This is a genomic window from Flavobacterium sp. (assembly GCF_024710485.1).
Taxonomy (GTDB): Bacteria; Bacteroidota; Bacteroidia; order Flavobacteriales; family Flavobacteriaceae; genus Flavobacterium.
This window is the reverse complement of record NZ_JANJUQ010000038.1, coordinates 1-23,854: the sequence shown is the minus strand read 5'-3', so window position 1 is coordinate 23,854 and position 23,854 is coordinate 1. Positions and strand designations below refer to the sequence as shown.

The following is a 23,854-nucleotide window of genomic DNA, read 5'->3' as shown; positions in this document are numbered from 1 at the left end:
AATCACTAAATCTACCAACTTCCTCCGGAACCACCGCCCGAGAATCCGCCACCGCCAAAGCCGCCGCCGAAGCCGCCGCCTCCAAAACCACCACCGGATGAGCCGCCAAAGCCACCGCCACCGCCGCGACCTAAACTGCTCAAGATGATAATATCGGCTAAGTCGAAACCACCACCGCGATTGCCGTGATTGCCTCCACCATTGCCTTTGTTTTTAGCAATGATAAAAATGATTACGATTATGATGATAATGATGGGTAAGATCGGAACAGAGCCATCTTTTTTTGCCTTCTTGCGTTCGCCTTTGTACTTGCCTTTAAAAACATCAAACAAAGCGTCGGTTCCTTTGTCAAGGCCTTTATAATAACTGCCGGCTTTGAATTCCGGTATAATAATGTTTCGGGTAATTTCTCCTCCGATTCCGGCAGTCAATCGGTCTTCTAAACCGTAACCGGCCGAAATCCATATTTTGCGTTCTTTTTTGGCCAACAAAATGATGACACCGTTGTCGTTTTGTTTAGAGCCGCCTATTCCCCAGGCATGTCCCCATTTTGGGGTTAAGATACCAATATCTTCACCTTGTAAACTTTCAATAGTAATTACTACAATTTGAGTAGTGGTAGAATCCGAATAGCGAATCAGTTTCTCTTTCAGTTTTGATTCCTCTTCCGAATTCAAAACGTCAGCATAATCGTAAACCGATGTTTGTTCCGCCGGAACTTTAGGAATAGTAAATTGGGCAAAAGTTAAATTTCCAAATAGAATCACTGTCAATAGGACGAATTTGAAAACCCATTTATTCTCCATGTGCATTGGAGATTGGATTGTAAGATTTGGAATTTTCATGTTTATCCTTTTGATATTTCGTTGGACAATTCGTTGGTATCACCTTCTTGATAAGGGAAATATTTTTGCAATTGCTCTCCTGCGCGCAAAATACCGTCAATTAGGCCTTGTTTGAATCGGCTTTCTTTGAAATGAGAGACCATAATATCTCGGGTACAATCCCAAAAATCATGTGGTACCAAATCGTTGATGCCTTTATCGCCGCAAATCACAAAGTTTTTGTCTTTGACTGCCACATAAATCAAAACCCCGTTTTTCAACTCCGTTTCGTCCATTTTCAGCAAATGAAAAACTTCCATCGCGCGGTCAAACGCAGCAATGGAAGTATGTTTTTCAAGATGTACTCTGATTTCTCCCGAAGTATTTTTTTCAGCCGTGCGAATGGCTGCCACAATTTCTTGCTCTTCTTCAGGAGTTAGAAAATCTTCTACTTTAGACATCGTAATGGATTAGAATTTTACCTCTACCGGTTTTTCAGCACCTTCAACGGCTTTGAAAGCTGCTTTTTCTTTGTACTCAGATAGAATTATGTTTCGTGGCATTTTCAAAACATAGTTGTTGTATGCTTGAACTGATTCGTTGAAACGTGTTCTGGCAGTAAGTATTTGATTTTCTGTGCTTGCCAATTCGTCTTGTAATTTCAAAAAGTTTTCGTTAGCTTTCAAAGTAGGATACTGTTCCACTGAAACTAATAATCTTGATAATGATGAAGAAAGTCCCGATTGAGCGGAGTTGAAAGCAGCTAATTGCTCCGGAGTAACATTAGTCGGGTCAATTTTAACTGCAGTAGCCTTCGCTCTGGCTTCAATTACAGCGGTTAAAGTGCTTTTTTCAAAATCTGCGGCTCCCTTTACCGTGTTTACCAAATTACCGATTAAGTCATTTCTTCTTTGGTAAGATGTCTCAACATTTCCCCATTCTTTTTTGACGGCTTGGTCTACTTCAATGGCACCGTTTTTAACATTGATATACCAAAGTCCAAGAATCAACACTAATCCGATTACAATAATCCAAGGTAAAAATTTTTTAAAATCCATGTTTTTTAATTTAAGTATTTGTTATTTGTTTTAAGTTTTGTCGATTGTTACAAAAACCAAGCCTAAAGTTGGTTTTTAATATTTAATAATTGCGCTTTTACTGTTTCGAGTTTACTGATGATTTCAAACTTGTCTAAGGTTTTCTTTTGGCCTTCTTTTAGATGCGTTTTGGCACCTTCCAGGGTAAAGCCGCGTTCTTTCACCAAATGATAAATTAGTTGTAAATTTTTGACATCTTCCGGGGTGAACATACGATTCCCTTTGGCGTTCTTTTTCGGCTTTAAGATGTCGAATTCTTTGTCCCAAAAACGAATCAATGACGCATTCACATTAAAAGCCTTCGCCACTTCGCCAATGCTGTAATACCTTTTTCCTTCTTTTAACTCTATATGCATAGTGTGTATTTTTGTGTTTATAAACCTCAATCCTCAAATTGTTGTCACCCTGAGCGCAGTCGAAGGGTTAATCCAACGATTGGTTCTCTTGATTCGCCAACTTAGAAATCACATTGTATTCCGCTGCCGATATATTGCCGTAGTAAAAATTCAACGGGTTGACTACTTTGCCGTCTTTGTGTACTTCATAATGCAAGTGCGGAGCCTCGCTTCGTCCGGTACTGCCTACATAGCCTATAATGTCGCCACGTTTTACTCTTTGCCCACGCTTCACTTTATACTTGCTTAAATGCGCATACAAGGTCAAATAACCGTAGCCATGACTAATCTCTATATGATTCCCGAAACCCGATTTGGAGTTGTCGGCATTTTTAACCACACCATCGCCCGTCGCAAATACCGGTGTGCCGGTTTTGGCGGTAAAATCCATACCTTGGTGCATTTTGCGTACTTTGGTAAACGGGTCGCTGCGGTATCCAAATCCCGATGCTACTCGTTTCATCTGTTCGTTTTTCACCGGTTGTATCGCCGGAATGGCCGCCAACAACTTGTTTTTTTCTTTGGCCAATTTCAAAATTTCATCCAACGATTTCGATTGTATGGCCAACTCTTTGGAAATTACATCTACTCGTTTCGAGGTGTTAATCACCAATTCCGAATTGTCAAAACCTTCTAATTCTTTATATCGGTTGACTCCGCCAAATCCGGCTTTTCGCTGTTCTGTCGGAATAGGAGAGGTGTTGAAATAAGCGCGGTAAATGTTGTTGTCTCTTTCTTCTACATCCGCCAAAACTTCCTCAACTAAATCAATTTTCTTGTTCAAAATCGCATATCGCAATTTCATCGTTTCAATTTCACGCGCTTGCAAACGGTCTTTAGGCGTTTCTAAAAAGGAAGAATTCAACAACACCACAAAACACAAAAAACCAAACAATGCCGACGACAACAAAAACAACCCGATGTATCCCAGTTTCTTAGATAGTTTTGGCTTGATTTTGCGATAAGCCAAACTTTCGGTATCGAAATAATACTTTACTTTTTTCGCCATCTTTGATTTTATACTATTTTTGTGCTTGTTTTTAAAAAACAATGGTTATACGAACAAATTTAACAAATGTTTCAGTCATATCCGAAATTTTAATTTGAAGCTTTCAAATTAAACTGTCATCCTGAGCTAAGTCGAAGGATTTGGAGCGAATCGTCCGGAGCAATTGCTAAACCTTTTTCCCGCTTTCTGCGCTACACGGTAGCGCTGCCAATCGGGGCTAAATAGTAAACCATTTTTAAAATCTAAGCAGTCTAAAGATCTAAATATCTAATTCTCTAAAATGAAATCACAAGACATCCGTAAAGCCTATTTACAATTCTTCGAAAGCAAAGGACACTTAATTGTTCCTTCAGCACCTATCGTTTTAAAAGACGATCCAACCTTAATGTTCAATAACTCGGGTATGGCACAATTCAAAGAATTCTTTTTAGGTAACGGAACGCCAAAAAGCAAGCGCATCGCCGACACCCAAAAATGTCTCCGAGTTTCCGGAAAACACAACGATTTGGAAGATGTAGGTTTTGATACGTATCACCATACCATGTTCGAAATGTTGGGCAACTGGTCTTTTGGCGATTACTTTAAAAAAGAAGCTTTGGCCTGGGCTTGGGAATTCCTGACTGAAGTCCTGAAATTGAACAAAGACCGTTTGTACGTTTCGGTTTTTGAAGGCAATCCTGCAGAGAATGTACCGTTCGACCAAGAAGCGTTCGACATCTGGAAGCAATACGTTTCAGAAGATAGAATTATCCTCGGTAACAAAAAAGACAACTTCTGGGAAATGGGCGACCAAGGACCGTGTGGTCCGTGTTCGGAAATTCATATCGATTTAAGAACCGATGCCGAAAGAGCCACCGTGTCAGGGCGTAGCTTAGTGAATGCCGACCATCCGCAAGTCGTGGAAATTTGGAACAACGTATTCATGGAATTCAACCGCAAAGCCGACGGCAGCTTAGAAAAACTTCCGGCGCAGCACGTCGATACCGGAATGGGATTCGAGCGTTTGTGTATGGCGATGCAAAACGTAACCTCGAATTACGATACCGATGTTTTCACACCACTGATTGCCAAAGTTGAGGAAATCACAGGTTTAAAATATACTTCCAACGAAGTTAAAAATATATCAGAAGCACAAAACAAAACCAATATCGCCACTCGCGTAATCGTGGATCACGTTCGCGCCGTGGCTTTCGCTATAGCCGACGGACAGTTGCCGTCTAACGGTGGCGCCGGTTATGTGATTCGCCGAATTTTGCGCAGAGCCATTCGTTACGGCTTTACGTTTTTAAATACGAAAGAACCGTTCATCAACAAATTGGTTCCTGTTTTGGCGGACCAAATGGGCGAATTTTTCCCGGAAATCAAATCGCAACAACAGTTGGTAACCAATGTTATTCGCGAGGAAGAAGCGTCTTTCCTAAGAACTTTAGAACAAGGTTTGCAATTGCTGGATAAAGTCGTTGCCGAAGCGTCGGATAAAGAAATCAAAGGCGAAAAAGTATTCGAATTGTACGATACGTTCGGTTTCCCGAAAGATTTAACGGCGCTGATTTTAAAAGAAAAAGGCTATTCGTTTAACGAATCGGAATTTGACGCCGAATTGCAAAAACAAAAAGACCGTTCTCGTGCTGCCTCCGAGGTTTCAACCGAAGATTGGCAAATATTAATTCCGGGTAACGTGGAAACATTCGTTGGCTACGACCAAACCGAAAACGAAGTCAAAATTACCCGTATCCGTAAAGTTGATTCCAAAAAAGACGGTGTTTTATACCAAATCGTTCTCGATAACACGCCATTTTATCCGGAAGGCGGTGGTCAAGTAGGCGACAAGGGTACTTTGGTTTCGGCCAATGAAGCCATTGAAATCATCGACACCAAAAAGGAAAACAACTTGATTTTGCATTTCGCCAAACAATTACCGGAAAATGTATCGGCAACTTTTGTGGCTAAAGTGAATACTGATTTAAGAACATCAACCTCTAAAAATCACTCGGCTACGCATTTGATGCATTTGGCCTTGAGAAATGTTTTAGGAACACACGTGGAGCAAAAAGGCTCATTGGTGAATCCGAACTACTTGCGTTTCGACTTTTCGCATTTCAGTAAAGTTACCGACGAAGAATTACGCCAAGTAGAAGCCAGCGTAAATGCCCAAATCGAAGCCCAACTCCAATTAGGAGAATACCGAAATATCCCAATCCAAGAAGCGTTAGCCAAAGGTGCTATGGCGTTGTTTGGTGAAAAGTATGGTGATACGGTTCGCATGATTGAATTCGGCGACAGTAAAGAGTTGTGCGGAGGTATTCACGTGAGAAACACGGCCGAGATTTGGCATTTCAAAATCGTTTCCGAAGGTGCTGTAGCGGCAGGTATTCGTCGTATTGAAGCCATAACCGGTGACGCTGTTAAAGACTTCTTCGCCCAACAAGAAAATGCCTTAGCCTCTATCAAAGAAACTTTGAAAAACCCACAAGATACGCTCAAAGCAGTCGTTTCATTACAAGATGAAAACGCCAAATTGAAAAAGCAAATCGAGCAATTGTTAAAAGAGAAAGCAAAAAACTTAAAAGGTGAATTGGCGACTCAATTACAAGAAGTGAATGGCGTAAAATTTTTAGCTACTCAAGTCGATTTGAATGCGGAAGGCGCTAAGGATTTGGCTTATGAATTAGGAAATCTAGGAACCAATCTATTCTTAGTATTGGCTACTGCCGATGAAGACAAACCAATGTTAACTTGCTACATTTCCAAAGAATTGGTGGCTGAGAAAAACTTAAACGCCGGTCAAGTGGTGCGCGAATTGGGTAAATACATCCAAGGCGGCGGCGGCGGCCAACCTTTCTTTGCAACAGCCGGAGGGAAAAATGTAGCCGGAATCCATGAAGCTTTGGCCAAAGCTGTTGATTTTGTAAGATAATAAATAAGTTTATAACTTTATAAGCGAGCCTTTTCCGTTCTGGAAAGGGCTTTTTTATCGATAAAAGTCAGAGTAGTTGTATTTTAACAGATTTTCGGGTAGTATATCGAAAGTTTTTTTGAGTTAATTCTTGCCTGAATACTTTTGACTCGTATTCAAGAAGCCCCAGCCATTGAATCCGCCAAAACTACTAATGCATCATGAAAAAAATACTTCAATACTTATTCCTTTCCGTAGTTGTTTTTTCCTTCGTTTCGTGTTCTAGTGACAGCGATACAGTAACACCTGTTTTACTTAGAAAATTGACTTCTGTAAACATGGGCCAAAATGCGGCTTATACTTTCTCTTACAAAGGAACTAAATTGACCAAAGTGGCATTTGAAATTGAAGCAGTTACTGATGGAACAGGATATGACTTATATACCTACAATGGGAATTTGATTGCTGAGATTAAAAGATTCAATGCCGCGCGTGAAAATACAGCAACTACCACTTTTACTTATAACAACAATGACCAATTAATTCAGGTGGTAAAAGTACAACCAGCTAACAATTACGGTTTTAAAAGTGTTTTTACTTACAATGTTGATGGTTCTGTAACGGTAACTGGATTTAGTGGTAATGCAACGGCTCAAACTAATCTTTCTGATATTGTAGAAAAGTTTTATTTCCAAAATGGTGAAGTGTCTCAAAAAGACTTTGCTTCTAACAGTAATACTTTCAGTGTGACTTACAATTATGACAACGCCAATCATCCGACGCAAAATGTAACCGGAATTAACGCTATCAAATTATACAGTTTTATTGCCGACGGATTGTTTGGCATGCAACACAACATGATACAACAAATTACTACAGTTTCCGGAGAATCTCCAGTAGAAGTTAATATGGAAGCAGATTATGACGCTAACAATTATCCGAGAGCAATTTATACAGCCGACGGACAATTCCAACATCAATTTACATATTTCAAATAATTCAAATCAAACACTATTTCTGAAAACCCTTTCCACTGTCAAGGAAAGGGTTTTTATTTTTTGTATTTTTGGGGCAATTAGTAAGCTATGCATTTCACGACTAAAGTTCCGGTAAAGAGCTATGAGTATCCTATCAATTACAGCTCCAAGTTGTTGTTGTTAGGGTCGTGTTTTGCCGAAAATATAGGTGAGAAATTCGACTACTTTAAATTTCAAACGACTACTAATCCATTCGGTATTATCTTCAATCCGGTATCGATTGAGAAGTTGGTGAAAAGAGCAGTTAATCGAAAAGTTTTTACCGATGCGGATGTTTTCTTTCACAACGATTTATGGCATAGTTATGACGTTCATTCCGGATGCAGTCATTCCGATAAAGAGATTCTTTTAAAACAATTAAACGCTGCTGTCGAAGTTATGTACCGCCAAATTGTAGAAGCTTCTCATATATTAATCACTTACGGTACATCATGGGTTTACCGATTAAAAGCTACTAACGAAATTGTCGCCAATTGTCATAAAGTGCCGCAGAACGAGTTCACTAAAGAAATTCTCTCTCCGGAAACTACAGCGCAATCGATTCAAAATACCATGAATTTGATTCGCCAAATTAATCCGGAGGTCATGTTCATTTTTACCATTTCACCGGTGCGCCATACCAAAGACGGTTTCCCCGAAAACCAACGGAGCAAAGCACATCTAATTGCAGCTGTTCACGCAACCGTGCTCGATAACACCAAATCTAACTATTTTCCATCTTACGAAATCATGATGGATGAACTCAGAGATTATCGCTTTTATGCTGATGATATGCTGCATCCCAGCCAAAAAGCCATCGATTACATTTGGATTCGTTTTTTTGAGAATTATATCAACGCTGATTGTTTTGACATTATGCAAGAAGTTTGCAATATCCAAAAAGGCTTAGCGCATCGTCCATTTAATCCTGAGACCAAACAACATCAACATTTTTTGGAAACCATTAACCAAAAGATAATCAGGCTCCAAAGTCAGTTTCCGCACTTCCAATTTTAACAAAATACGTCATTTGCCGTATTTCCTGCCTTAGTATTTCGCTATAGGTTTGTTATACTATTTAACAACCTAGCCCATGAAAACAGTAAAAACCTTTTTGGTGTTGGCATTTGTAATGCTAGCCACGCAAAAAGTAGCGGCGCAACGACCGGTACTAACCGATGAGGAAGTGGTTTCGGAAACCGTAACCAAAGAAATCGACGACGTATTTCAGTCGGAAGACTTCCAAAAAAAGAAAAACAAAAAATACGCTGAGGTGAAAGGCACCATGGTAGTCGATATCGGCGTAGTGCAAAACGGAAAAGTATCTTCTTTCTTCAAAGTAGATAGTGACATTAAGAATATTGACTTCATCAATTTCATGTCGGATTACATTCTTGAACACAAATTCAAGTTCAAATTGCAAAAGCAACAGCGCTATAAAATTCGCTACACCGTTACCTTTTAACCTTAACAATAAAAACAATAAAACATGAAAAAAGTTTCTTTACTAATGATGACGCTATTGTTGGCGTTCTCATTGCCTGCCAATGCCCAGCTTGGCAAATTATTAGGAAAAGGCAAATCCGCCGGAAAAAAATCGGGAAGTTTTGCCACCGCTTGGGAATCTGAGTTTGATAACAAAGCCACCCGTTTGGCCGTTTCCGTGAATAACGGTCAGTATGTTTTAGGAACCGACGATAATTCGGCTACGGTATTAGACGCCAACGGCAAAACAGTTTGGAGTGGCGATTACAAAAAAATCACCACCAACAAAACCAACAAATGCGAATACCAATACGTAATTCAACGCGGAGGTGATAAAGGCGGCTATTTGTTTCTTTTTGATGAAAGAAAATTAGGCACCGACAGAGTAGCGGTAATTGATATTGCCAACGGAAAAGAGCTTTGGAACTCCGAAGAATACCAAAACTTGATTCCTAAAGGCACTAAAGCAGAAGAAGGAACCGACCAAGGTGAATTGGAAACCGTAAAATACATCAGTGAGTTGGACGCATTCCTGATTTCCCAAAAAGCTTCCGTGATTTTGGTTAAAGCCAATACCGGAGAGAAAATTTGGGAAACCAACCGTTTCAAAGGTGGTGTTGGGAAATACATTTACGATGCTAAGCGCAACGAAATTGTGATGATTAATTTCAAACCTACGGCTTTAGGCGCTTTATTTGCCGGTTTTAAAAACCAATTGGTGAAAATTAATGCGGTTAATGGCGATATTTTATGGGATGCTACTTTTTTAGGAACTATAGAAAAAGAGTTGGTTACCCGTAGAGCTATAGTGGATTTGTGGATCAAAGGCGATAAATTGTATATGTATCTCGACGGCTTACAAGTGTACAACATCAACAACGGTCAGAAACTTTGGGAAGTAACTTATGAAAATGATATGCAAGGCGCCAATGGTGGTTTGTTCAGTGGCGGCAGAAGATCTAAAATTTACCGAACTATCGCCGAACCTTTATTTACCGATAATGCCGTTTATATAGTAATTCTTGGAACTCGCGACAGAACTAAATATGTTGAAAAACACGATTTAGAATCTGGGAAATTACTTTGGGCTTCCGAAAAAATTACCGGTGCATTTTGTATGCCGAATATTTACAAATCAGGCGATAAGGTTTTGGTACAAGTAGGAGGAAAAGTACAAGTACAAGAGTTTCGTTTAGAGGAAACTTCCAGTGGTTTAGGAGCAGCCTCTGCTTTTGGTGGTGGTTCAGTTAAGCAATGGGTGCCATACATTTACTGGGATTACAAAGCGCAAAAGAATTCGGTGTTGTGTCTAGATGACAAAACCGGTAAAACAGCATGGCGTTCTGAAAAATTTGACAAACGTATTACCGATTTTATTATTGAAAATGACAAAACCCTTTTTGTAGGCGATGGCGATGAGTTTTACGGTTACGATATCGCTTCCGGAAACCAATTGTTTGATGTAAAACACAATGATGCCAGGGTAGGGAAAGCCACCGATGTAATTGACTTTGGGGATAAAGTAGTGGTGCTTTCTGAAAAAGGCTTAGCCTCTTACAACAAAAAAGACGGTTCTCGAGTGTATGCGACCGAAAAAATCAAAGGAGTGGATTACTTCTATGAAATTGAAGGGAATTATTACTTAAGAGACCAAAGAAACAGCAAAAACATTATCTACGGGATCGACATGACCAACGGAGAAACCAAAGGTTCTGTTCAATCTAAAGGAAAAGGCGGAAGTCCACAATACGGTGCCGGAATAGATATTACTGATGATGGCGAATTCATCTTTGCTTTCAAGGGTAAAAAAGTAGAAAAGATAAAAGTAAATAATTGAGTTTTTGAGTAAGTTTTGAAGGACTGCAAGCAGATTGCAGTCCTTTTTTAATTCGTTTACTATGAAAAAAAGTACAATGTTATTGGCGTTTTTGTTGGGCTTCGGAATGGCTTCGGCTCAACAAATACAATGGGCGCATAAATTGATAAAATATTCCTCCGATTTGGGCGGAAAACAAAACAGCATCAAAAGAATATTGGGCAAACCCGATGCTTTCCCGCAAGGAGGTACCAGTCCTAATGCCTGGATGCCCAAAAAAGCGCTGGACGGTTACGAATGGGTTGAAGTTGGTTTTGAAAAACCGCAAACGGTAAAGCAAGTGGCTGTTTTTGAAAACTTAAATGCGGGTTGTGTGGTTCGCATTGCAGTAGACAGAGGCAACGGCAAATATGAAACGGTTTGGGGTAGAAAGAAAGACTACAAAACACCAACTTTTAAAGCCACGATTCCTGCCGATCGAAATTACTATTTCAAACGCAAAAGAAGAAAAATTCAGGAAGCACCCGATGTGGTTAATCCGGGCGTGGAATACGCTATTTTAGAGCAAGCGGTTTCCGGTGTCGTTGCGGTTCGCGTTGAGTTTAACTTTGCATTACTTCCCGGTCAAAAAGAGATTGATGCGATTGGGATTTCGGATAGCGATACGCCTATACTGCCAACGGTAAATACAACAACGGCTTTTGAATCGTTGCCTTATGCGAAAACCATCGAATTACAAGGGTTAGAGCCTTCCAGCGGATCGATTTCTGCCGATGGAAAAACGCTTTACATCACTGCTGTAGGCAATCCCAAAACTGAAATCTATACTTTTACTAAAAATGCTGCCGGGCAATGGGATAACAAGAAGTTGGAGCCTACACTCAATGCTAACCAGTATTACAATCATTTATGGTGCATCAACGATGCGCTACTATTGAAAGGCGGAGCTGCTTATACTCGCGGTACTACCGAAACCGGTTTTGAATTGTTTACTCTAAAAAACGGGATTTATACCAATCAGGGACAGCTTAATGTTGCCGCTTACAATAATTACAATGATACTGCCGAAGCCCAACTGACTCCGGATCAAAAAATCTTGATTATGGGTATTGAAACCGATTTTTCCCAAGGCGGGAGCGACTTGTATTTTGCGCAACAAACGGACGACGGTACTTACGGTTTTCTTCAAAATATGGGTAAGATAATCAACTCGGCAGCCGATGAAGGCATGTGTCAACTGTTGTCAGATACCAAAACTTTGCTGTTTGCTAGTAACGGTTTCAGCACTTTTGGCAGTTACGACATTTTTGTGACTCATCGCCTGGATGAGAGTTGGAAGAACTGGTCTGAGCCCATCAATTTGGGGAGCAAAGTCAATTCAGATGATTTTGACGGACTGCCTTTTTACGATGAAAAAAACGAAATATTATACTTTATAGCCAGTCAAAATGAAACCAATATTTTAAAGTTTGTGGCTTTGCCAAAAACCATTCTTTTAAAAAGGGATTAAGTTGGTAATAAGAAAAATAAGGCAAATGGCGTATTGATTGCTTTTTGAGATTACACAATATTTGTACTATTAACTTTAACCTTATATAAACATGAAAACTATTAAAAAAATCGGATTATTTTTTGCCATTGCCCTTGTATCTTTAACTACGTCTTGCAGCAGTGATGACAATGGCGGCGGCGGAAGCAATGCAACCTTAGGAACAATTAGAGCCAAAGTCGCAGGATCAAACTATACTTCAATGGAAATGGGAACATTTGCCACAAGACAAGTAATTGGCGGACTTACCTCTATCATCGTTCAAGGAAGTGACGCTTCGGGAAAAGCCATTCAAATTGTGATTACCGGTTACGACGGACTTGGTTCTTACGAAATCAGCGAGGATGCTGCCATTTCTACGGTAGCCAGTTATATCGAAAGTAATATTAGTGATCCGATGAACTCTTTGGTTTGGGCAGCGCCGTATGAAAATTCAGGAGTAGCCGGTACAGTAACTGTTACCGAGATTTCTGAAACTAACGTAAAAGGAACATTTAATTTTACAGGTAAAAATCAAGCCGGAGAAGACACCAAAGTAGTTACTAACGGTGCGTTTAACGTTAATTTCTCATCAAACTAAACAATCAAACCTGTTTGTCACAGAAAAAAATACGGCGTATGCCGTATTTTTTTTGCTTCATTTTTAACGCAATTTTACAGGCTACATCCAAATCGATATGACATTTTTTTTGATAGCTGTTTTTTTGGTGCTCATCGGACTCATTGTTTATCTTCAGTACAAGATGTTTTCCGAACGCAATGCTTTTGCCTCCAAGTTAGAACCTCTGGAGCAATTGATGATACAACTCAATGAAGATTGCAAAAACCAATCGCTTCAAATTCAACTTTCAGACGATTTAAAAGGGAAGATGAAAGAAGTTAATGCTGCTTTAAGTCGCAATATCTTCGAGTTAAATTATCAGTTATTTGAAGAATCAACGCCGAAAAAAGAGAAGTGATATTGAAAATTTTAACATTTTCACTACATTTATGGTATACTATATCCGAATGAAAAAGCAGTACTATTTCCTCTTTATCGGTTTATTCTTGTCGGTAATGACTCCGGCTCAAGATTTAAAAACAACCTTGGGCAAAGCTTTTACTTCACAAGATTCATCGGATTATTATTTTAAAGTGGCCAAACGACTTGTTAAAACGCAGGCCGATGAAGGCCAATATTACTTCTGTAAAAACGCCCGTTGTACAGATTACAATCAATTGGATAGTGCTGTAGTTTATGGTAATCGCGCTTTAAAACTTTTACAGCCCGGGAACGACATACCATCGTTGTTAACAGTACATAATAATTTGTCTAAAGTTTATCGCAAACAAGGACAATACGACAAAGCTGTGGACTATTGCTTGAAAGGTATTCGCATAGCCGAAAGAGAAAAAAGGGAAAACTGGATTGCTTTTTTCAACGCCATGCTCTCGTTAACGTATCACGATTTTGAAAGTTATCCTAAAGGTGTTTATTACGGGAAAAAAGCCCTGAAATTCTGGGTAAGTCAAAAAGAGAAAAGTCCGGACATGATATGCAACGCTTTAAATGCCATTGCCATCAATTTTGACGACTGGAACAAACCCGACAGCGCCTTGTACTATCACAAACAAGTGTTTAAATATTACAAAGGAAAAGATACATTGTATGTTGGTGATACTTACAATAATATTGGCAATACTTTATTAAAACAGAAAAAATTCAAAGAAGCCAAACGTTGGATTACTTCCGCCTTGAAAATTAATGATAAAAATTTTGAGCTTAATCAGGGTGCTACTGATGTGAACTACTATTACGAAAGGGCTACGAATTATACCAATTTAGCTACTATTGCCTCTGAATTGGGCAATGTAAACGAAGCTGAAAAACTTTTTGATAAAGCTTATTGGTTTGCCCAAAAAAGTGCTAATGCCGAAAAACTTCGCGACTTGTATTGGCAACGTGCACTATTCCACAAAAATCAAAAGCAATGGAATAAAGCGGTACAAGACCAAGAAAATTATATCAAACTAAGAGATTCCGTCTTTGAGGTACAACGTGCGCAAACCTTTTCCGAGTTAGAGGCCAAGTACCAAAACGAGAAGAAAGAAAAACAATTGCTGCAATCGAAGGCTGAAATCAGAGAACGCGAAATCGAAATCAAAAACAAGAACATGCAGTTTTTAATTTTAGGGCTGATTTCTTTTGCGTTGCTCTGTATCGTTTATTTGGTTTATCGCCAACAAAAATTAAAAATCAAACAGCAGGAACAAGAGTTTGAACTCAAATCGGCCATCGCTAAAATCGAGACCCAAAACAAACTTCAGGAGCAGCGTTTGGCTATTTCCAGGGATTTACATGACAATATCGGTTCGCAACTCACTTTTATCATTTCTTCGGTCGACAATATCAAATACGCTTTTGATATTCAAAATGACAAACTCGGCGCCAAACTGGGAAATATCAGCAGTTTTGCTAAAGACACTATTGTAGAGTTGCGGGATACGATTTGGGCCATGAATAAAAGCCAAATTTCGTTCGAAGATTTACAAACCCGAATTCACAATTTTGTCGACAAGGCTAAAGAGGTGAAAAATGAAATACAGTTCAATTTTTTTGTCGACAGTGATTTGAAAGACCGCAATTTCAGTTCAATCGAAGGGATGAACATCTACCGTACCATTCAGGAAGCGATTCACAACAGTATCAAGTATGCCGAAGCCAAGAATATCGACATTAAGGTAAAAAAGATAGGAGACCATATTGCCATTGAAATCAGTGACAACGGAAAAGGATTCGATGTAACCAAGATTGAATACGGCAATGGTTTGCTCAACATGCAAAAGCGCATTGCCGAAATTCATGGACAGATTCATATCCAAAGCACTTTTTCAGGAACTCAAATCAACATTACTCTATAAACTATGAGATTAAAAAAATATGTTTTATGGATTTTGCTGTTTGGGATGCTGAATCAAGGATTGGCTCAAAATGCCCAAGACATAATCGATGGGTTAAAAAAGGATTTGGTACAAAATCCCGATGCCAAAAAAACGGCTTCTATTTACTCTGATTTGACTTGGTATTACTCCAAAATTTCCATCGACTCGGCTTTACATTATGGCGGAAAAGCTTTGTCGGAATCTAAGAAACTCAACGATTCTACTTTGATGGCTCAGGTGTACAGCGATATTGGAGCGGTGTATTTTATCAAAGGCGATTTTGTCAATTCTAAGTCGAATTACCTTTCGGCTTACAAAATCAGAAAGCTCCGAAATGATAGCAGAGGTTTGGCGAAAATCAACAATAATTTGGCCAACATCTACGAAAAAACCAACCAATACAAAGCCGCCATGGCGTCGTTTATTGAAGCGTTGTCGTACTTTGAAAACATCAAAGACGAGAAAAATATTGGTATCATAAAAGGGAACATCGGTTTAATTCATCTAAAATTAAAAAATTACCCGAAAGCACTGCAATACATCAAAGAAGTGATAGCCTATCAGGAGAAAAACAATTTTATGGAAGATTTGTGTGTTTCTTGTCTCAACCTCGGTAATGTTTATTTGAATTTGAATGATACTATTAACGCTCTAAAATTCTACGACAAAAGCGTCAAAGCTTGCACGGCTGTAGGCAATAAAAAAGGGATTTCCAGCGGGTTTAACAATATCGCTTCCATTAAGTCGGAACAAAAAAAGTCGAAAGACGCATTGGCTTTGTATCAAAAATCAAAGCAGGCTAGAGAAGAACTTAATTCGGATTTGGATAAGAATAATTTCGATTTAAATATGGCTACCGATTTTTTAGCCAATAAAAAGTTTAAAGAAGCCAAAAAGTTGCTTTTGCGCACTCAAAAATTTTACGATCAAACACAGCATAACGAAAAACTTCAAAAGAATTACAATGGCCTGATTAAAGTGTATTCTCATTTGAATCAACCCGACAGCGTTGATTTTTATATCGAAAAATTAGCGATGCTCAACGAGCAGTTGTTGGTAAGTAAAGCCGAAAAACAAACTGCCGAGCTGGAAACCAAATACCAAACAGAAAAGAAAGAAAGACTGATTCAGAAATCCAAAGCTGAAATCGCTACCCGCGAATTGGAAATCAAAAGAAAGGAAACCCAATTTTTAATTCTCGGACTTATCTCGTTAGCCTTGTTGATTATCACTTATTTGGTGTATCGCCAACTAAAACTCAAAAACAAGCAACAAGAGCAAGAATTTGAACTCAAATCGGCTATTGCCAAAATCGAAACCCAAAACAAATTACAAGAGCAACGCTTGGCGATTTCACGAGATTTGCACGACAATATCGGCTCGCAATTAACCTTCATTATTTCATCTATAGACAACATCAAATACGCCTTTGATATACAAAATGCCAAACTCGACAGCAAGTTGAACGGCATCAGTAATTTTGCTAAATCTACTATCATTGAACTGCGCGATACAATTTGGGCGATGAACAAAAGCGAGATTACCTTTGAAGATTTACAAGCGCGAATCCACAATTTTATGGAGAAAGCTCAGGAAGCTAAAGAGGATATCCGTTTTGATTTTGTGGTTGATATAGCGCTCAAAGGCAAAACCTTTTCCTCTGTTCAGGGGATGAATTTGTACCGAACCATACAAGAAGCTATTAACAACAGCATCAAATATGCTCAAGCTAAAAATATTTCGGTTAGTATTGAACCGGAGGGAAACGGAATAGTAATTACAATTACCGATGACGGCAAAGGTTTTGACCGAGAAATGGTCATGATGGGCAACGGAATTCACAACATGCAAAAGCGAATTCAGGATATCGGAGGCGATTTTGATTTGGCTTCCAAACCCGACCAAGGTACTATAATCAGTATCTGGTTAAAAAAATAGTCTTGACCATCACTAGTTGCGAAATACGTCATATGACGTATTTTTTTTTACCATTACTTTTCTCAAATTTGACTAGTCAAGTGGTATTGATTAATAAAAAACAATAGGTTGTTTTTATTGTTGTCCTTTTCATTCTGTGGATTATTCAAGCCAATCTGCACGTTTGAAAAGGACTTTTTTTAAATCATATGCCAACATTCGAAAAAAAGAGCCAAATTTGTTATACAAAATCAGCCCATGTCCATTAAAATTGCCATAGTAGATGATAATGTTTTTTTGCAAAAAGCAATAGCCGAGAAGTTGTCTTTTTTCGACGATTTGGTATTGAAGTTTACTGCGGTGGATGGTAATGATCTACAAAAGAAACTCGAGCAAAATAAGTGTATAGATTTGATTTTGATGGATATTGAAATGCCGGTTTGCAACGGAATTGAAGCCACTAAAATCATCAAATCCAAATACCCTCAAATTAAGATCATCATGTTGACGGTGTTTGATAACGATGAAAATATTTTCAATGCCATTAAAGCCGGAGCTGATGGTTATTTGTTAAAGGAAGTCAATCCCAAAGAACTGCATCAAGGTATTATAGAAACGCTCAACGGCGGTGCGGCAATGAACCCTTCTATCGCATTAAAAACCCTGAAACTACTCAGAAATCCTGTAAATTTTGAAGAAAAATGTCAGGAAGAAATCAAGTTGACTACCCGAGAAGTGGAAGTGCTGGAACAACTCAGCAAAGGTTTAAACTACAATGTGATTGCCGATAATTTATTTTTGTCGCCTTCTACAGTGAGAAAGCATATCGAGAATATTTACAATAAACTACAAGTCCACAACAAACTCGAAGCGATTCAAAAGGCTAAAAGTAATAATCTGATATAATTGATTTATCCTTAGTTAAGGACACGAGTAATGGGAACCCCAAAAAGTATAAAATCTACTCCAAAACCTAAGGCTTCGAAACGTCTCAAACTTCAACAAATCCAATCAAGCTGTAACCTAATTACGCCATAGCCAATTATAAAAATAGGGCAAATGGCGTATTTTTATTGAGTTCCTGTTGTTCGATATTTGATACAAATATTTAACATCATGAAAAAAATTTACACAACATTGCTTTTAGTGATAGGATTATACGGAAATGCTCAACTTGCTATAGTTAAAGATGTTGCGGCGGCGGGTATCACACCTACGTCAGACAAACAGGTTTTTTGGCAAAACAATAAATGGAACAATAAGTTTTATTTTAACATAGGAACCACGGCAAAACTAGGTGTTACCGACGGAACTGATGCCGGCACCTTTTTAGTGAAAGATTTGGCGGTGGTGGGCGTTTCAACTTTAATCTCGAAAATCATTCCGGCACAGGATTTTTTCTATATTCAGGTGGATGTTATCGATTCCTATTCTCCTTATACCCTTCACAACGAATTATGGCGCTCTGATGGTACAGCTGCCGGAACTTTTTTACTAAAAAAATTCGATCCCACAATTTCATACCCACTTAACTTAGGTAGTGATATCACTGAATATTGCAACAATTCCATCTTAGGGAACGAAATGTTTTTTGCCGGATTTACTACTTCGAACGGTTATGAATTGTGGAAATCAGACGGAACTGTTTCCGGAACCGTTATGGTGAAAGACATGACAGCCGGAGCCGGAAGTACTCCAATGGACGGTTTTACCCGATTGGGAAGTGAGGTTTACTTTTTTACAGGTTCCGGTCAACTTTGGAGAACAAATGGTACAGAAGCGGGAACGGTAAACATTCCGCTTCCTGCTGGCCTTACCGTGTATGTATACAATACCATGGTGGCTTATAACGGGAAACTTATTTTTATAGGTTACGATGCTGCTAACGGAATGGAGCCGTGGATTTCTGACGGTACCACAGCGGGAACGCATATAATAGCAAATACTTCACCAAGAACAGATTATAATTATATCTTAACAGGTTTAATGTTTAAAGAAGTACCGGGTGGCGTTTTATTCCAACAATTAATGACTTCCGGTAGTAATAAAATCACGTTATGGAAAACCGATGGAACAGCTTCGGGTACTTTACAGTTATCTGCAATTGATGTTATCGATGAACAAAATACGGTGGATCTAGGTATGACCCAACAATCTATTTATATTTACAATCAATCGCAAAAAACTTTTTTCAAGAGTAATTATCAACAAGGCGGCAGTTCTGTAATCTCTCAGAATTTAGCCTACAATCAGTTTTCAAATTTTTACAATTTCAAAAACACACTATGGTTTAGTTCTGGTATTGCGGCATTTGGATCGGATGCGAAAGAACCTTGGCGATGCGATGGGTTCCAAACGGTGAAAACGTTTGACATCAATCCGGGTGTAGCACCATCAACACCATTCGGTTATTTTGAAATCAACAACGATTTGTATTTTTTTGCTAATAATGGCGGTGGTGTAAAGTTGTATAAATTTAATGGCGATTTTACTTTTAACAATTCGGTTAACAACAATTGGAGTAATGGCTCAAATTGGAATGCCGGGACAACACCATTGCTAACGGAAGACGCAACCATTCCCTCAGGATTTAATATAAATGTAGATGCAAATGCTTTTGCCAATAACCTAAACGTAAGTTCTCCTTTAAATTTAACGACGGGTAATTTGAACTTCAGAGGGAATTTAAGCCTTAATGCGCGCGTTACCTTGAATGCAAATAATATAATTCTTAAAGGGGAAAATGCCGCAATCCTAAACGGAAATGCTGCAAATTATCTTGCCACAAATGGTGCAGGAACCGTAAATGTAGAAAATCTAAACCCAACAAGAGGACAGGTGAATTTGCCTATCGGAACAGCAACCAATTATAATCCGATTACTATTGAAAACACAGGAACTTCCGATACTTTTTCGGTTAACGTTCAGGACGGAATTTCCAATACTTCAGGCGGGGCAGTGAATACCACATGGAACATATCTGAAGCTATTGCAGGTGATAGTAATGTAAATGTTTCCTTCACCTGGAATCAAACGCAAGAGAACGGATTGTTTAACCGAAATACAGCAGCAGTTGGACATTACTATAATGCAACTTGGAACAGCGAATCGTCTTCAATCGTAACAGGAACAAATCCTTATACCATTTCAGCAACTAATATTTCGAGCTTTTCACCTTTTGGAGTTTTAAACCAATCGGATTTGGGAAATACTGACTTTAGAATAGCTCAGATTAGTATTTATCCCAATCCTTCCAATGGCAATTTTACCATTCAAGTATCAGAAAGTTTTATGGGAAGCAAAGTTGTGATTTACAACTTGTTGGGTCAAGAAATTAAAACGTTTGCTATTGAGGATATAAGTCAGGATGTCAATTTGGAAAGAGGGATTTATATGCTTCAAATTCAAAAAGAAAATCAAGTTAAGACTAAAAAAATCATAATTCAATAAAAATAATTATAGTGTTTTTTTATGATATTGGAGTCAGCAACATTCTTTTCAATGTTATTAAAAATAAATCATAAACTAAAAAGCCCCTGTATTTCGGGGCTTTTTACTATAATTTACTTTCCAAATTCTGCCATCCGCCGCCGTTAATTACGTCAATTCCGGCCGATTTCAAGATGGATGCGGCTTGTGCACTTCGCATTCCGGAGCGACAACACACAATGACCGGTTTGTCGAGCTTTTTGATGTCGTTTACTTTACTGCTTATTGTGTCTAAAGGTATATTCTTTGATCCTTTGATGTGTCCTTCGCGGAATTCGCCAATGGTTCTTACATCAATAATTACAGCGCCTTTGGTTACAAAGTCTTTGATGCTTTCTGATTTACCACCTAAACCTAACATGTCTAATAGTCCCATAATTCAAATTTTTTTCAGCAAAGATATTTTAGTCTACTTCAGCTGGCAGTAACAAAGGTTACATTAGTGTTGTAAGCTTACTTTTTCCAGAAATAATCCCAGTCCGCCTGAAATTAAATGCGCTATCTCGGGGCGACTTTGTTTTACTTTTTCCAAATGCACTAAAACATCGTGTAACAAGGTAGTATTGTTGGTTTTGTCGCACAACTCGGCAATTTCTACAGATAATAACCAGTCTTTCGGATGTTTGTCTTTGACCAATTCGAATGTTTTTTCTAGTGAAATAACAGCCGGTTTGCCTTCACGTATGTTTCGTACGTTGAGGTATAAACCTTCTAATTCTTCGCGCTCTGCTGATTTTTTGGCTTTGATAGTTTGTGATGAAGGTACGTGGTTAATCATGTCAAAACTGTTCACATCGGCAGGTCCGGAAAAAGCAGAAATAACTTTTTTACCGACGGCCATATCGTACGTTCCCCATTCCGGTAAAAACAACACGGTTTCGTTGTGGGTTACTGTACAGTTTTTAAAACTGATAATGATGATTTCTCCTTGCAAATTTCGCGAACCGGTAATGATTTCTCCGGTTACTTTGATGTTGCCTTCAAATTCTAAGGTTACTTTTTCCGCTTCGTAAATGTCGTAGGCTCTTAAGTCGCGCGGGCTCATGTCTTCAATAGCCAAGTTAATGCCTTTTAGTTTCCCGATAGGCGAACCAAATCCTTCAGCGTGGTAAGCGGTTCCGTGACCTACCAATTCTTTTTCGCGGTAGGACAAGGCTGTTTTGCCGGTAGTTTGTACATAAACCGGTTTGCCTTCGTGTTCGATGACGTTGGTAAATACGCCCGAAATTTGAATTCCGGTGCTCAATTCTATAGTGCCTAAAGCTTTGGAATCAATTAATTTTTTAATGCCCGATAAACCTCCGGTACGTAAGGCCATTGTATTGGCAAATTCTTCCAAAACCAAGCTCAAATGTGCAAAATCAGGTGTTACATACAACTGTGGTTGCGGTTTGGTAATGTCGAAACTTTGATCGGCAGCTGAGATATCGTAAGGGATTTTCTTCACGTTATCGGTCATACACCAAGCGCTTTCGCCAATAGAAGAGAGTAATCCGGCGCCATAAATTTTTGGATTATGCACTGTGCCAATTAAGCCGTATTCCACTGTCCACCAATGCAAGTTTCTGATTCTGGACATTTCCGAAAGTTCGCCCATATTATTTTGCAAAAAATCTACTTGATCTTCTGCTTTTTTAATGTCTTCTTCCGGAGTGTCTTCCGCTTCTTTTAAAATCGATAACAAACGAATCGCTTCATACAATTCGTAATCACGCGAAGACGAAATCGCTTTACATCCAATTTCCCCAAAACGACGCAAGTATTCGGCATATTCCGGATTGGCAATAATAGGAGCGTGACCGGCACCTTCGTGTATGATATCCGGAGCAGGCGTGTATTCAATATGTTCTAACTGTCGGATATCGGAAGCAATCACCAAAACGTTATACGCTTGGAATTCCATAAAGGCATTTGGCGGAATAAAGCCGTCAACGGCCACCGCAGCCCAACCGATTTCTTTTAAAATACGGTTCATGCCGTACATATTCGGAATCGAATCCACTTCCAAGCCGGTTTTTTGCAAGCCATCCAAGTAAGATTCATGGGCTACTTTGGAAAGGTAATCCACATTTTTGCGCATTACATAACGCCATACCGCCTGATTTATCGGCGTATAATCGTTGTAATCTTGTGGTTTGATAAACTGTTTTAAATGTTTTGGTAACCTGTCAATCAAAGGGTTGCTTTCAAAATGCGCTTCCATAAATGTAATTTTGCCTGTCTGCCGACAGGTAGATTGTGTCCGTAAATTTACAAATCTTAGAACAAACAAGTGTGATAAAAATCATAAAAAACAAAACTCTCATCCTTAGCAAAATCGAATGGAGGAGCTGTGTCCGGCTGTCCACTATATCTTTTTTAATTTGCTCGTTAACTTCATGTTTTTCTTGATATTACGGCAAATTAAAAAAGGATGCCGTTACCATCCGGGCTAGGGCAATCTGCAAAAAAAAACCGCAATATTTTTCTATTGCGGTTTTTATATTTTTTACTCTTTACTGCTTCTGCGGTGGGTATTGTTCTAAAATTTTGGACACAAACTCTTTAATCACTTCTTCTTTTTTGTTTATGTCTTTGGTAAGTACGCCTTCGCCTTGTCCTTGCCAAATCAATTCTTTTTTCTTGGCGTCGATGATGTCAATATATAAAGTCCCCTCGGTATGACGGGTTACCGTAGTGTTGCCGCCCCATAAGAACGGATTCCAACCCCAACCCCAACCGTAGCCCCAACCGGCATTGAATTGGTTTACGTTTACCTCTTCTCTTTCTTTAGTGAAAAATGAAATTAACAAATCGGGATTGTCACTTTTGGTAAATCCTTTAGTACTCATAGTTTCATCTATGGCCCGTAAAATGCGCTTTTTGTCTAAATCGGATATTTCAGCCTTGTCAATTCCGGTTTTATGGAACGCATAGGACTTGTAGGGTGTAAAATCGACTTGTTTGTCATAGTCCGAATATACTCTGACCGAACTACAAGAAGCAAGAACTAGTAGCAGTACAAAGGGTAAAATTTTAGTTGTTTTCATATGTCATTTTTTTTGATTGTTAGACTTCTTAGATTGTCAGATTTTGAATTAATTTACAAGGATTATTTAGTCTAAGTCAGTCTAATAATCTTAAAAATCTAACAATTCGTCATCAACTACATTAGGGATGGTAACTTTCAACAAAGGTTGCGTTTCCATAGCTCTTTTAATAGCGAAAACAGCACCTTCATTTCTGGCCCAACTTCTGCGTGAGATTCCGTTGTTAACATCCCAGAAGAGCATTGATTCTAAGCGTCTTGACGCTGCTTTTGAGCCATCAAGAACCATACCAAATCCACCGTTAATTACTTCGCCCCAGCCAACACCGCCGCCATTGTGAATAGATACCCAAGTAGCACCTCGAAAACTATCGCCAATTACATTGTGAATCGCCATATCGGCTGTAAAAC

At 38.9% G+C, this 23,854-nt stretch carries 20 protein-coding genes and 1 pseudogene; 12 read left to right on the top strand and 9 right to left on the bottom strand.

From position 1 onward, the window contains the following. Window positions 1–11 precede the first annotated feature (11 nt). From Q0M21_RS10025 to Q0M21_RS10005, 5 genes are all read right to left on the bottom strand, one after another. On the bottom strand, window positions 12–845 hold the full coding sequence (locus Q0M21_RS10025) for a YgcG family protein (protein WP_295337730.1): 834 nt from the start codon (window positions 843–845) through the stop codon (window positions 12–14). A 2-nt stretch (window positions 846–847) separates the two neighbouring features. Continuing rightward, window positions 848–1,285: a TPM domain-containing protein gene (locus tag Q0M21_RS10020; RefSeq protein WP_295337725.1), complete on the bottom strand. Its 438-nt coding sequence runs from the start codon at window positions 1,283–1,285 to the stop codon at window positions 848–850. 9 nt (window positions 1,286–1,294) lie between these two features. Next, window positions 1,295–1,882, bottom strand: coding sequence for a LemA family protein (locus Q0M21_RS10015; protein WP_295337722.1), 588 nt, complete (start codon window positions 1,880–1,882; stop codon window positions 1,295–1,297). Between the two features lie 62 nt (window positions 1,883–1,944). Further along, window positions 1,945–2,277 (bottom strand): MerR family transcriptional regulator, encoded by a 333-nt coding sequence (locus Q0M21_RS10010; RefSeq protein ID WP_176305809.1) that lies wholly within the window; start codon window positions 2,275–2,277, stop codon window positions 1,945–1,947. 67 nt (window positions 2,278–2,344) lie between these two features. Next, window positions 2,345–3,325, bottom strand: a complete 981-nt coding sequence (locus Q0M21_RS10005; RefSeq protein WP_295337719.1) for a M23 family metallopeptidase — start codon at window positions 3,323–3,325, stop codon at window positions 2,345–2,347. Between the two features lie 280 nt (window positions 3,326–3,605). On the opposite strand from Q0M21_RS10005, the gene alaS reads away from it, so the two are divergent. The 12 genes from alaS (at window position 3,606) to Q0M21_RS09945 (ending at window position 20,376) form a co-directional block, all read left to right on the top strand. Further along, window positions 3,606–6,242, top strand: a complete 2,637-nt coding sequence (alaS, locus tag Q0M21_RS10000; protein ID WP_295337717.1) for an alanine--tRNA ligase — start codon at window positions 3,606–3,608, stop codon at window positions 6,240–6,242. A 200-nt stretch (window positions 6,243–6,442) separates the two neighbouring features. Then, complete coding sequence (locus Q0M21_RS09995) at window positions 6,443–7,219, top strand: hypothetical protein (protein WP_295337715.1); 777 nt, start codon at window positions 6,443–6,445, stop codon at window positions 7,217–7,219. 87 nt (window positions 7,220–7,306) lie between these two features. Next, on the top strand, window positions 7,307–8,254 hold the full coding sequence (locus tag Q0M21_RS09990; protein WP_295337713.1) for a GSCFA domain-containing protein: 948 nt from the start codon (window positions 7,307–7,309) through the stop codon (window positions 8,252–8,254). 76 nt (window positions 8,255–8,330) lie between these two features. Further along, window positions 8,331–8,702 carry a hypothetical protein gene (locus Q0M21_RS09985; RefSeq protein ID WP_295337710.1) on the top strand — a complete coding sequence of 124 codons (372 nt, stop codon included), beginning with the start codon at window positions 8,331–8,333 and terminating at the stop codon, window positions 8,700–8,702. A gap of 24 nt (window positions 8,703–8,726) precedes the next feature. Further along, the gene (locus Q0M21_RS09980; protein WP_295337708.1) at window positions 8,727–10,559 is read left to right on the top strand and encodes a PQQ-binding-like beta-propeller repeat protein; all 1,833 of its coding nucleotides are present in this window, start codon (window positions 8,727–8,729) and stop codon (window positions 10,557–10,559) included. Window positions 10,560–10,620: 61 nt separating this feature from the next. Further along, a complete protein-coding gene (locus tag Q0M21_RS09975) occupies window positions 10,621–12,048 on the top strand; it encodes a hypothetical protein (protein ID WP_295337706.1) in 1,428 nt (475 codons plus the stop codon). 91 nt (window positions 12,049–12,139) lie between these two features. Continuing rightward, window positions 12,140–12,667 (top strand): DUF6252 family protein, encoded by a 528-nt coding sequence (locus Q0M21_RS09970; RefSeq protein WP_295337704.1) that lies wholly within the window; start codon window positions 12,140–12,142, stop codon window positions 12,665–12,667. A gap of 97 nt (window positions 12,668–12,764) precedes the next feature. Then, the gene (locus tag Q0M21_RS09965) at window positions 12,765–13,046 is read left to right on the top strand and encodes a hypothetical protein (protein ID WP_295337702.1); all 282 of its coding nucleotides are present in this window, start codon (window positions 12,765–12,767) and stop codon (window positions 13,044–13,046) included. 49 nt (window positions 13,047–13,095) lie between these two features. Next, window positions 13,096–14,988: a sensor histidine kinase gene (locus tag Q0M21_RS09960; protein WP_295337697.1), complete on the top strand. Its 1,893-nt coding sequence runs from the start codon at window positions 13,096–13,098 to the stop codon at window positions 14,986–14,988. Between the two features lie 3 nt (window positions 14,989–14,991). Beyond that, window positions 14,992–16,947 (top strand): sensor histidine kinase, encoded by a 1,956-nt coding sequence (locus Q0M21_RS09955; protein ID WP_295337695.1) that lies wholly within the window; start codon window positions 14,992–14,994, stop codon window positions 16,945–16,947. 237 nt (window positions 16,948–17,184) lie between these two features. Further along, window positions 17,185–17,832 (top strand): response regulator transcription factor, encoded by a 648-nt coding sequence (locus tag Q0M21_RS09950; RefSeq protein WP_295337693.1) that lies wholly within the window; start codon window positions 17,185–17,187, stop codon window positions 17,830–17,832. 210 nt (window positions 17,833–18,042) lie between these two features. Further along, entirely contained in the window at window positions 18,043–20,376 is a 2,334-nt protein-coding gene (locus Q0M21_RS09945; protein WP_295337690.1) for a T9SS type A sorting domain-containing protein, read from the top strand. Between the two features lie 106 nt (window positions 20,377–20,482). On the opposite strand, the gene Q0M21_RS09940 is transcribed toward Q0M21_RS09945, so the two are convergent. From Q0M21_RS09940 to Q0M21_RS09925, 4 genes and pseudogenes are all read right to left on the bottom strand, one after another. Then, complete coding sequence (locus tag Q0M21_RS09940; protein WP_295337688.1) at window positions 20,483–20,791, bottom strand: rhodanese-like domain-containing protein; 309 nt, start codon at window positions 20,789–20,791, stop codon at window positions 20,483–20,485. Between the two features lie 63 nt (window positions 20,792–20,854). After that, window positions 20,855–22,618, bottom strand: coding sequence for an aromatic amino acid hydroxylase (locus Q0M21_RS09935; protein ID WP_295337686.1), 1,764 nt, complete (start codon window positions 22,616–22,618; stop codon window positions 20,855–20,857). A gap of 292 nt (window positions 22,619–22,910) precedes the next feature. Next, a complete protein-coding gene (locus Q0M21_RS09930; protein WP_295337684.1) occupies window positions 22,911–23,444 on the bottom strand; it encodes a DUF4136 domain-containing protein in 534 nt (177 codons plus the stop codon). 90 nt (window positions 23,445–23,534) lie between these two features. Next, window positions 23,535–23,854: pseudogene (locus tag Q0M21_RS09925) on the bottom strand (urocanate hydratase); the annotation flags it as partial.

Excerpts from the sequence above, each read along its gene's own strand:
- Q0M21_RS09980 (WP_295337708.1), top strand. The coding sequence starts at position 8,727 with ATGAAAAAAGTTTCTTTACTAATGATGACGCTATTGTTGGCGTTCTCA.
- Q0M21_RS09955 (WP_295337695.1), top strand. The coding sequence starts at position 14,992 with ATGAGATTAAAAAAATATGTTTTATGGATTTTGCTGTTTGGGATGCTG.
- Q0M21_RS10005 (WP_295337719.1), bottom strand. The coding sequence starts at position 3,325 with ATGGCGAAAAAAGTAAAGTATTATTTCGATACCGAAAGTTTGGCTTAT.
- Q0M21_RS09950 (WP_295337693.1), top strand. The coding sequence starts at position 17,185 with ATGTCCATTAAAATTGCCATAGTAGATGATAATGTTTTTTTGCAAAAA.
- Q0M21_RS09995 (WP_295337715.1), top strand. The coding sequence starts at position 6,443 with ATGAAAAAAATACTTCAATACTTATTCCTTTCCGTAGTTGTTTTTTCC.
- Q0M21_RS10025 (WP_295337730.1), bottom strand. The coding sequence starts at position 845 with ATGAAAATTCCAAATCTTACAATCCAATCTCCAATGCACATGGAGAAT.
- Q0M21_RS09945 (WP_295337690.1), top strand. The coding sequence starts at position 18,043 with ATGAAAAAAATTTACACAACATTGCTTTTAGTGATAGGATTATACGGA.
- alaS (WP_295337717.1), top strand. The coding sequence starts at position 3,606 with ATGAAATCACAAGACATCCGTAAAGCCTATTTACAATTCTTCGAAAGC.
- Q0M21_RS10015 (WP_295337722.1), bottom strand. The coding sequence starts at position 1,882 with ATGGATTTTAAAAAATTTTTACCTTGGATTATTGTAATCGGATTAGTG.
- Q0M21_RS10010 (WP_176305809.1), bottom strand. The coding sequence starts at position 2,277 with ATGCATATAGAGTTAAAAGAAGGAAAAAGGTATTACAGCATTGGCGAA.
- Q0M21_RS09975 (WP_295337706.1), top strand. The coding sequence starts at position 10,621 with ATGAAAAAAAGTACAATGTTATTGGCGTTTTTGTTGGGCTTCGGAATG.
- Q0M21_RS09940 (WP_295337688.1), bottom strand. The coding sequence starts at position 20,791 with ATGGGACTATTAGACATGTTAGGTTTAGGTGGTAAATCAGAAAGCATC.
- Q0M21_RS09930 (WP_295337684.1), bottom strand. The coding sequence starts at position 23,444 with ATGAAAACAACTAAAATTTTACCCTTTGTACTGCTACTAGTTCTTGCT.
- Q0M21_RS10020 (WP_295337725.1), bottom strand. The coding sequence starts at position 1,285 with ATGTCTAAAGTAGAAGATTTTCTAACTCCTGAAGAAGAGCAAGAAATT.
- Q0M21_RS09935 (WP_295337686.1), bottom strand. The coding sequence starts at position 22,618 with ATGGAAGCGCATTTTGAAAGCAACCCTTTGATTGACAGGTTACCAAAA.
- Q0M21_RS09990 (WP_295337713.1), top strand. The coding sequence starts at position 7,307 with ATGCATTTCACGACTAAAGTTCCGGTAAAGAGCTATGAGTATCCTATC.
- Q0M21_RS09960 (WP_295337697.1), top strand. The coding sequence starts at position 13,096 with ATGAAAAAGCAGTACTATTTCCTCTTTATCGGTTTATTCTTGTCGGTA.
- Q0M21_RS09970 (WP_295337704.1), top strand. The coding sequence starts at position 12,140 with ATGAAAACTATTAAAAAAATCGGATTATTTTTTGCCATTGCCCTTGTA.
- Q0M21_RS09965 (WP_295337702.1), top strand. The coding sequence starts at position 12,765 with ATGACATTTTTTTTGATAGCTGTTTTTTTGGTGCTCATCGGACTCATT.
- Q0M21_RS09985 (WP_295337710.1), top strand. The coding sequence starts at position 8,331 with ATGAAAACAGTAAAAACCTTTTTGGTGTTGGCATTTGTAATGCTAGCC.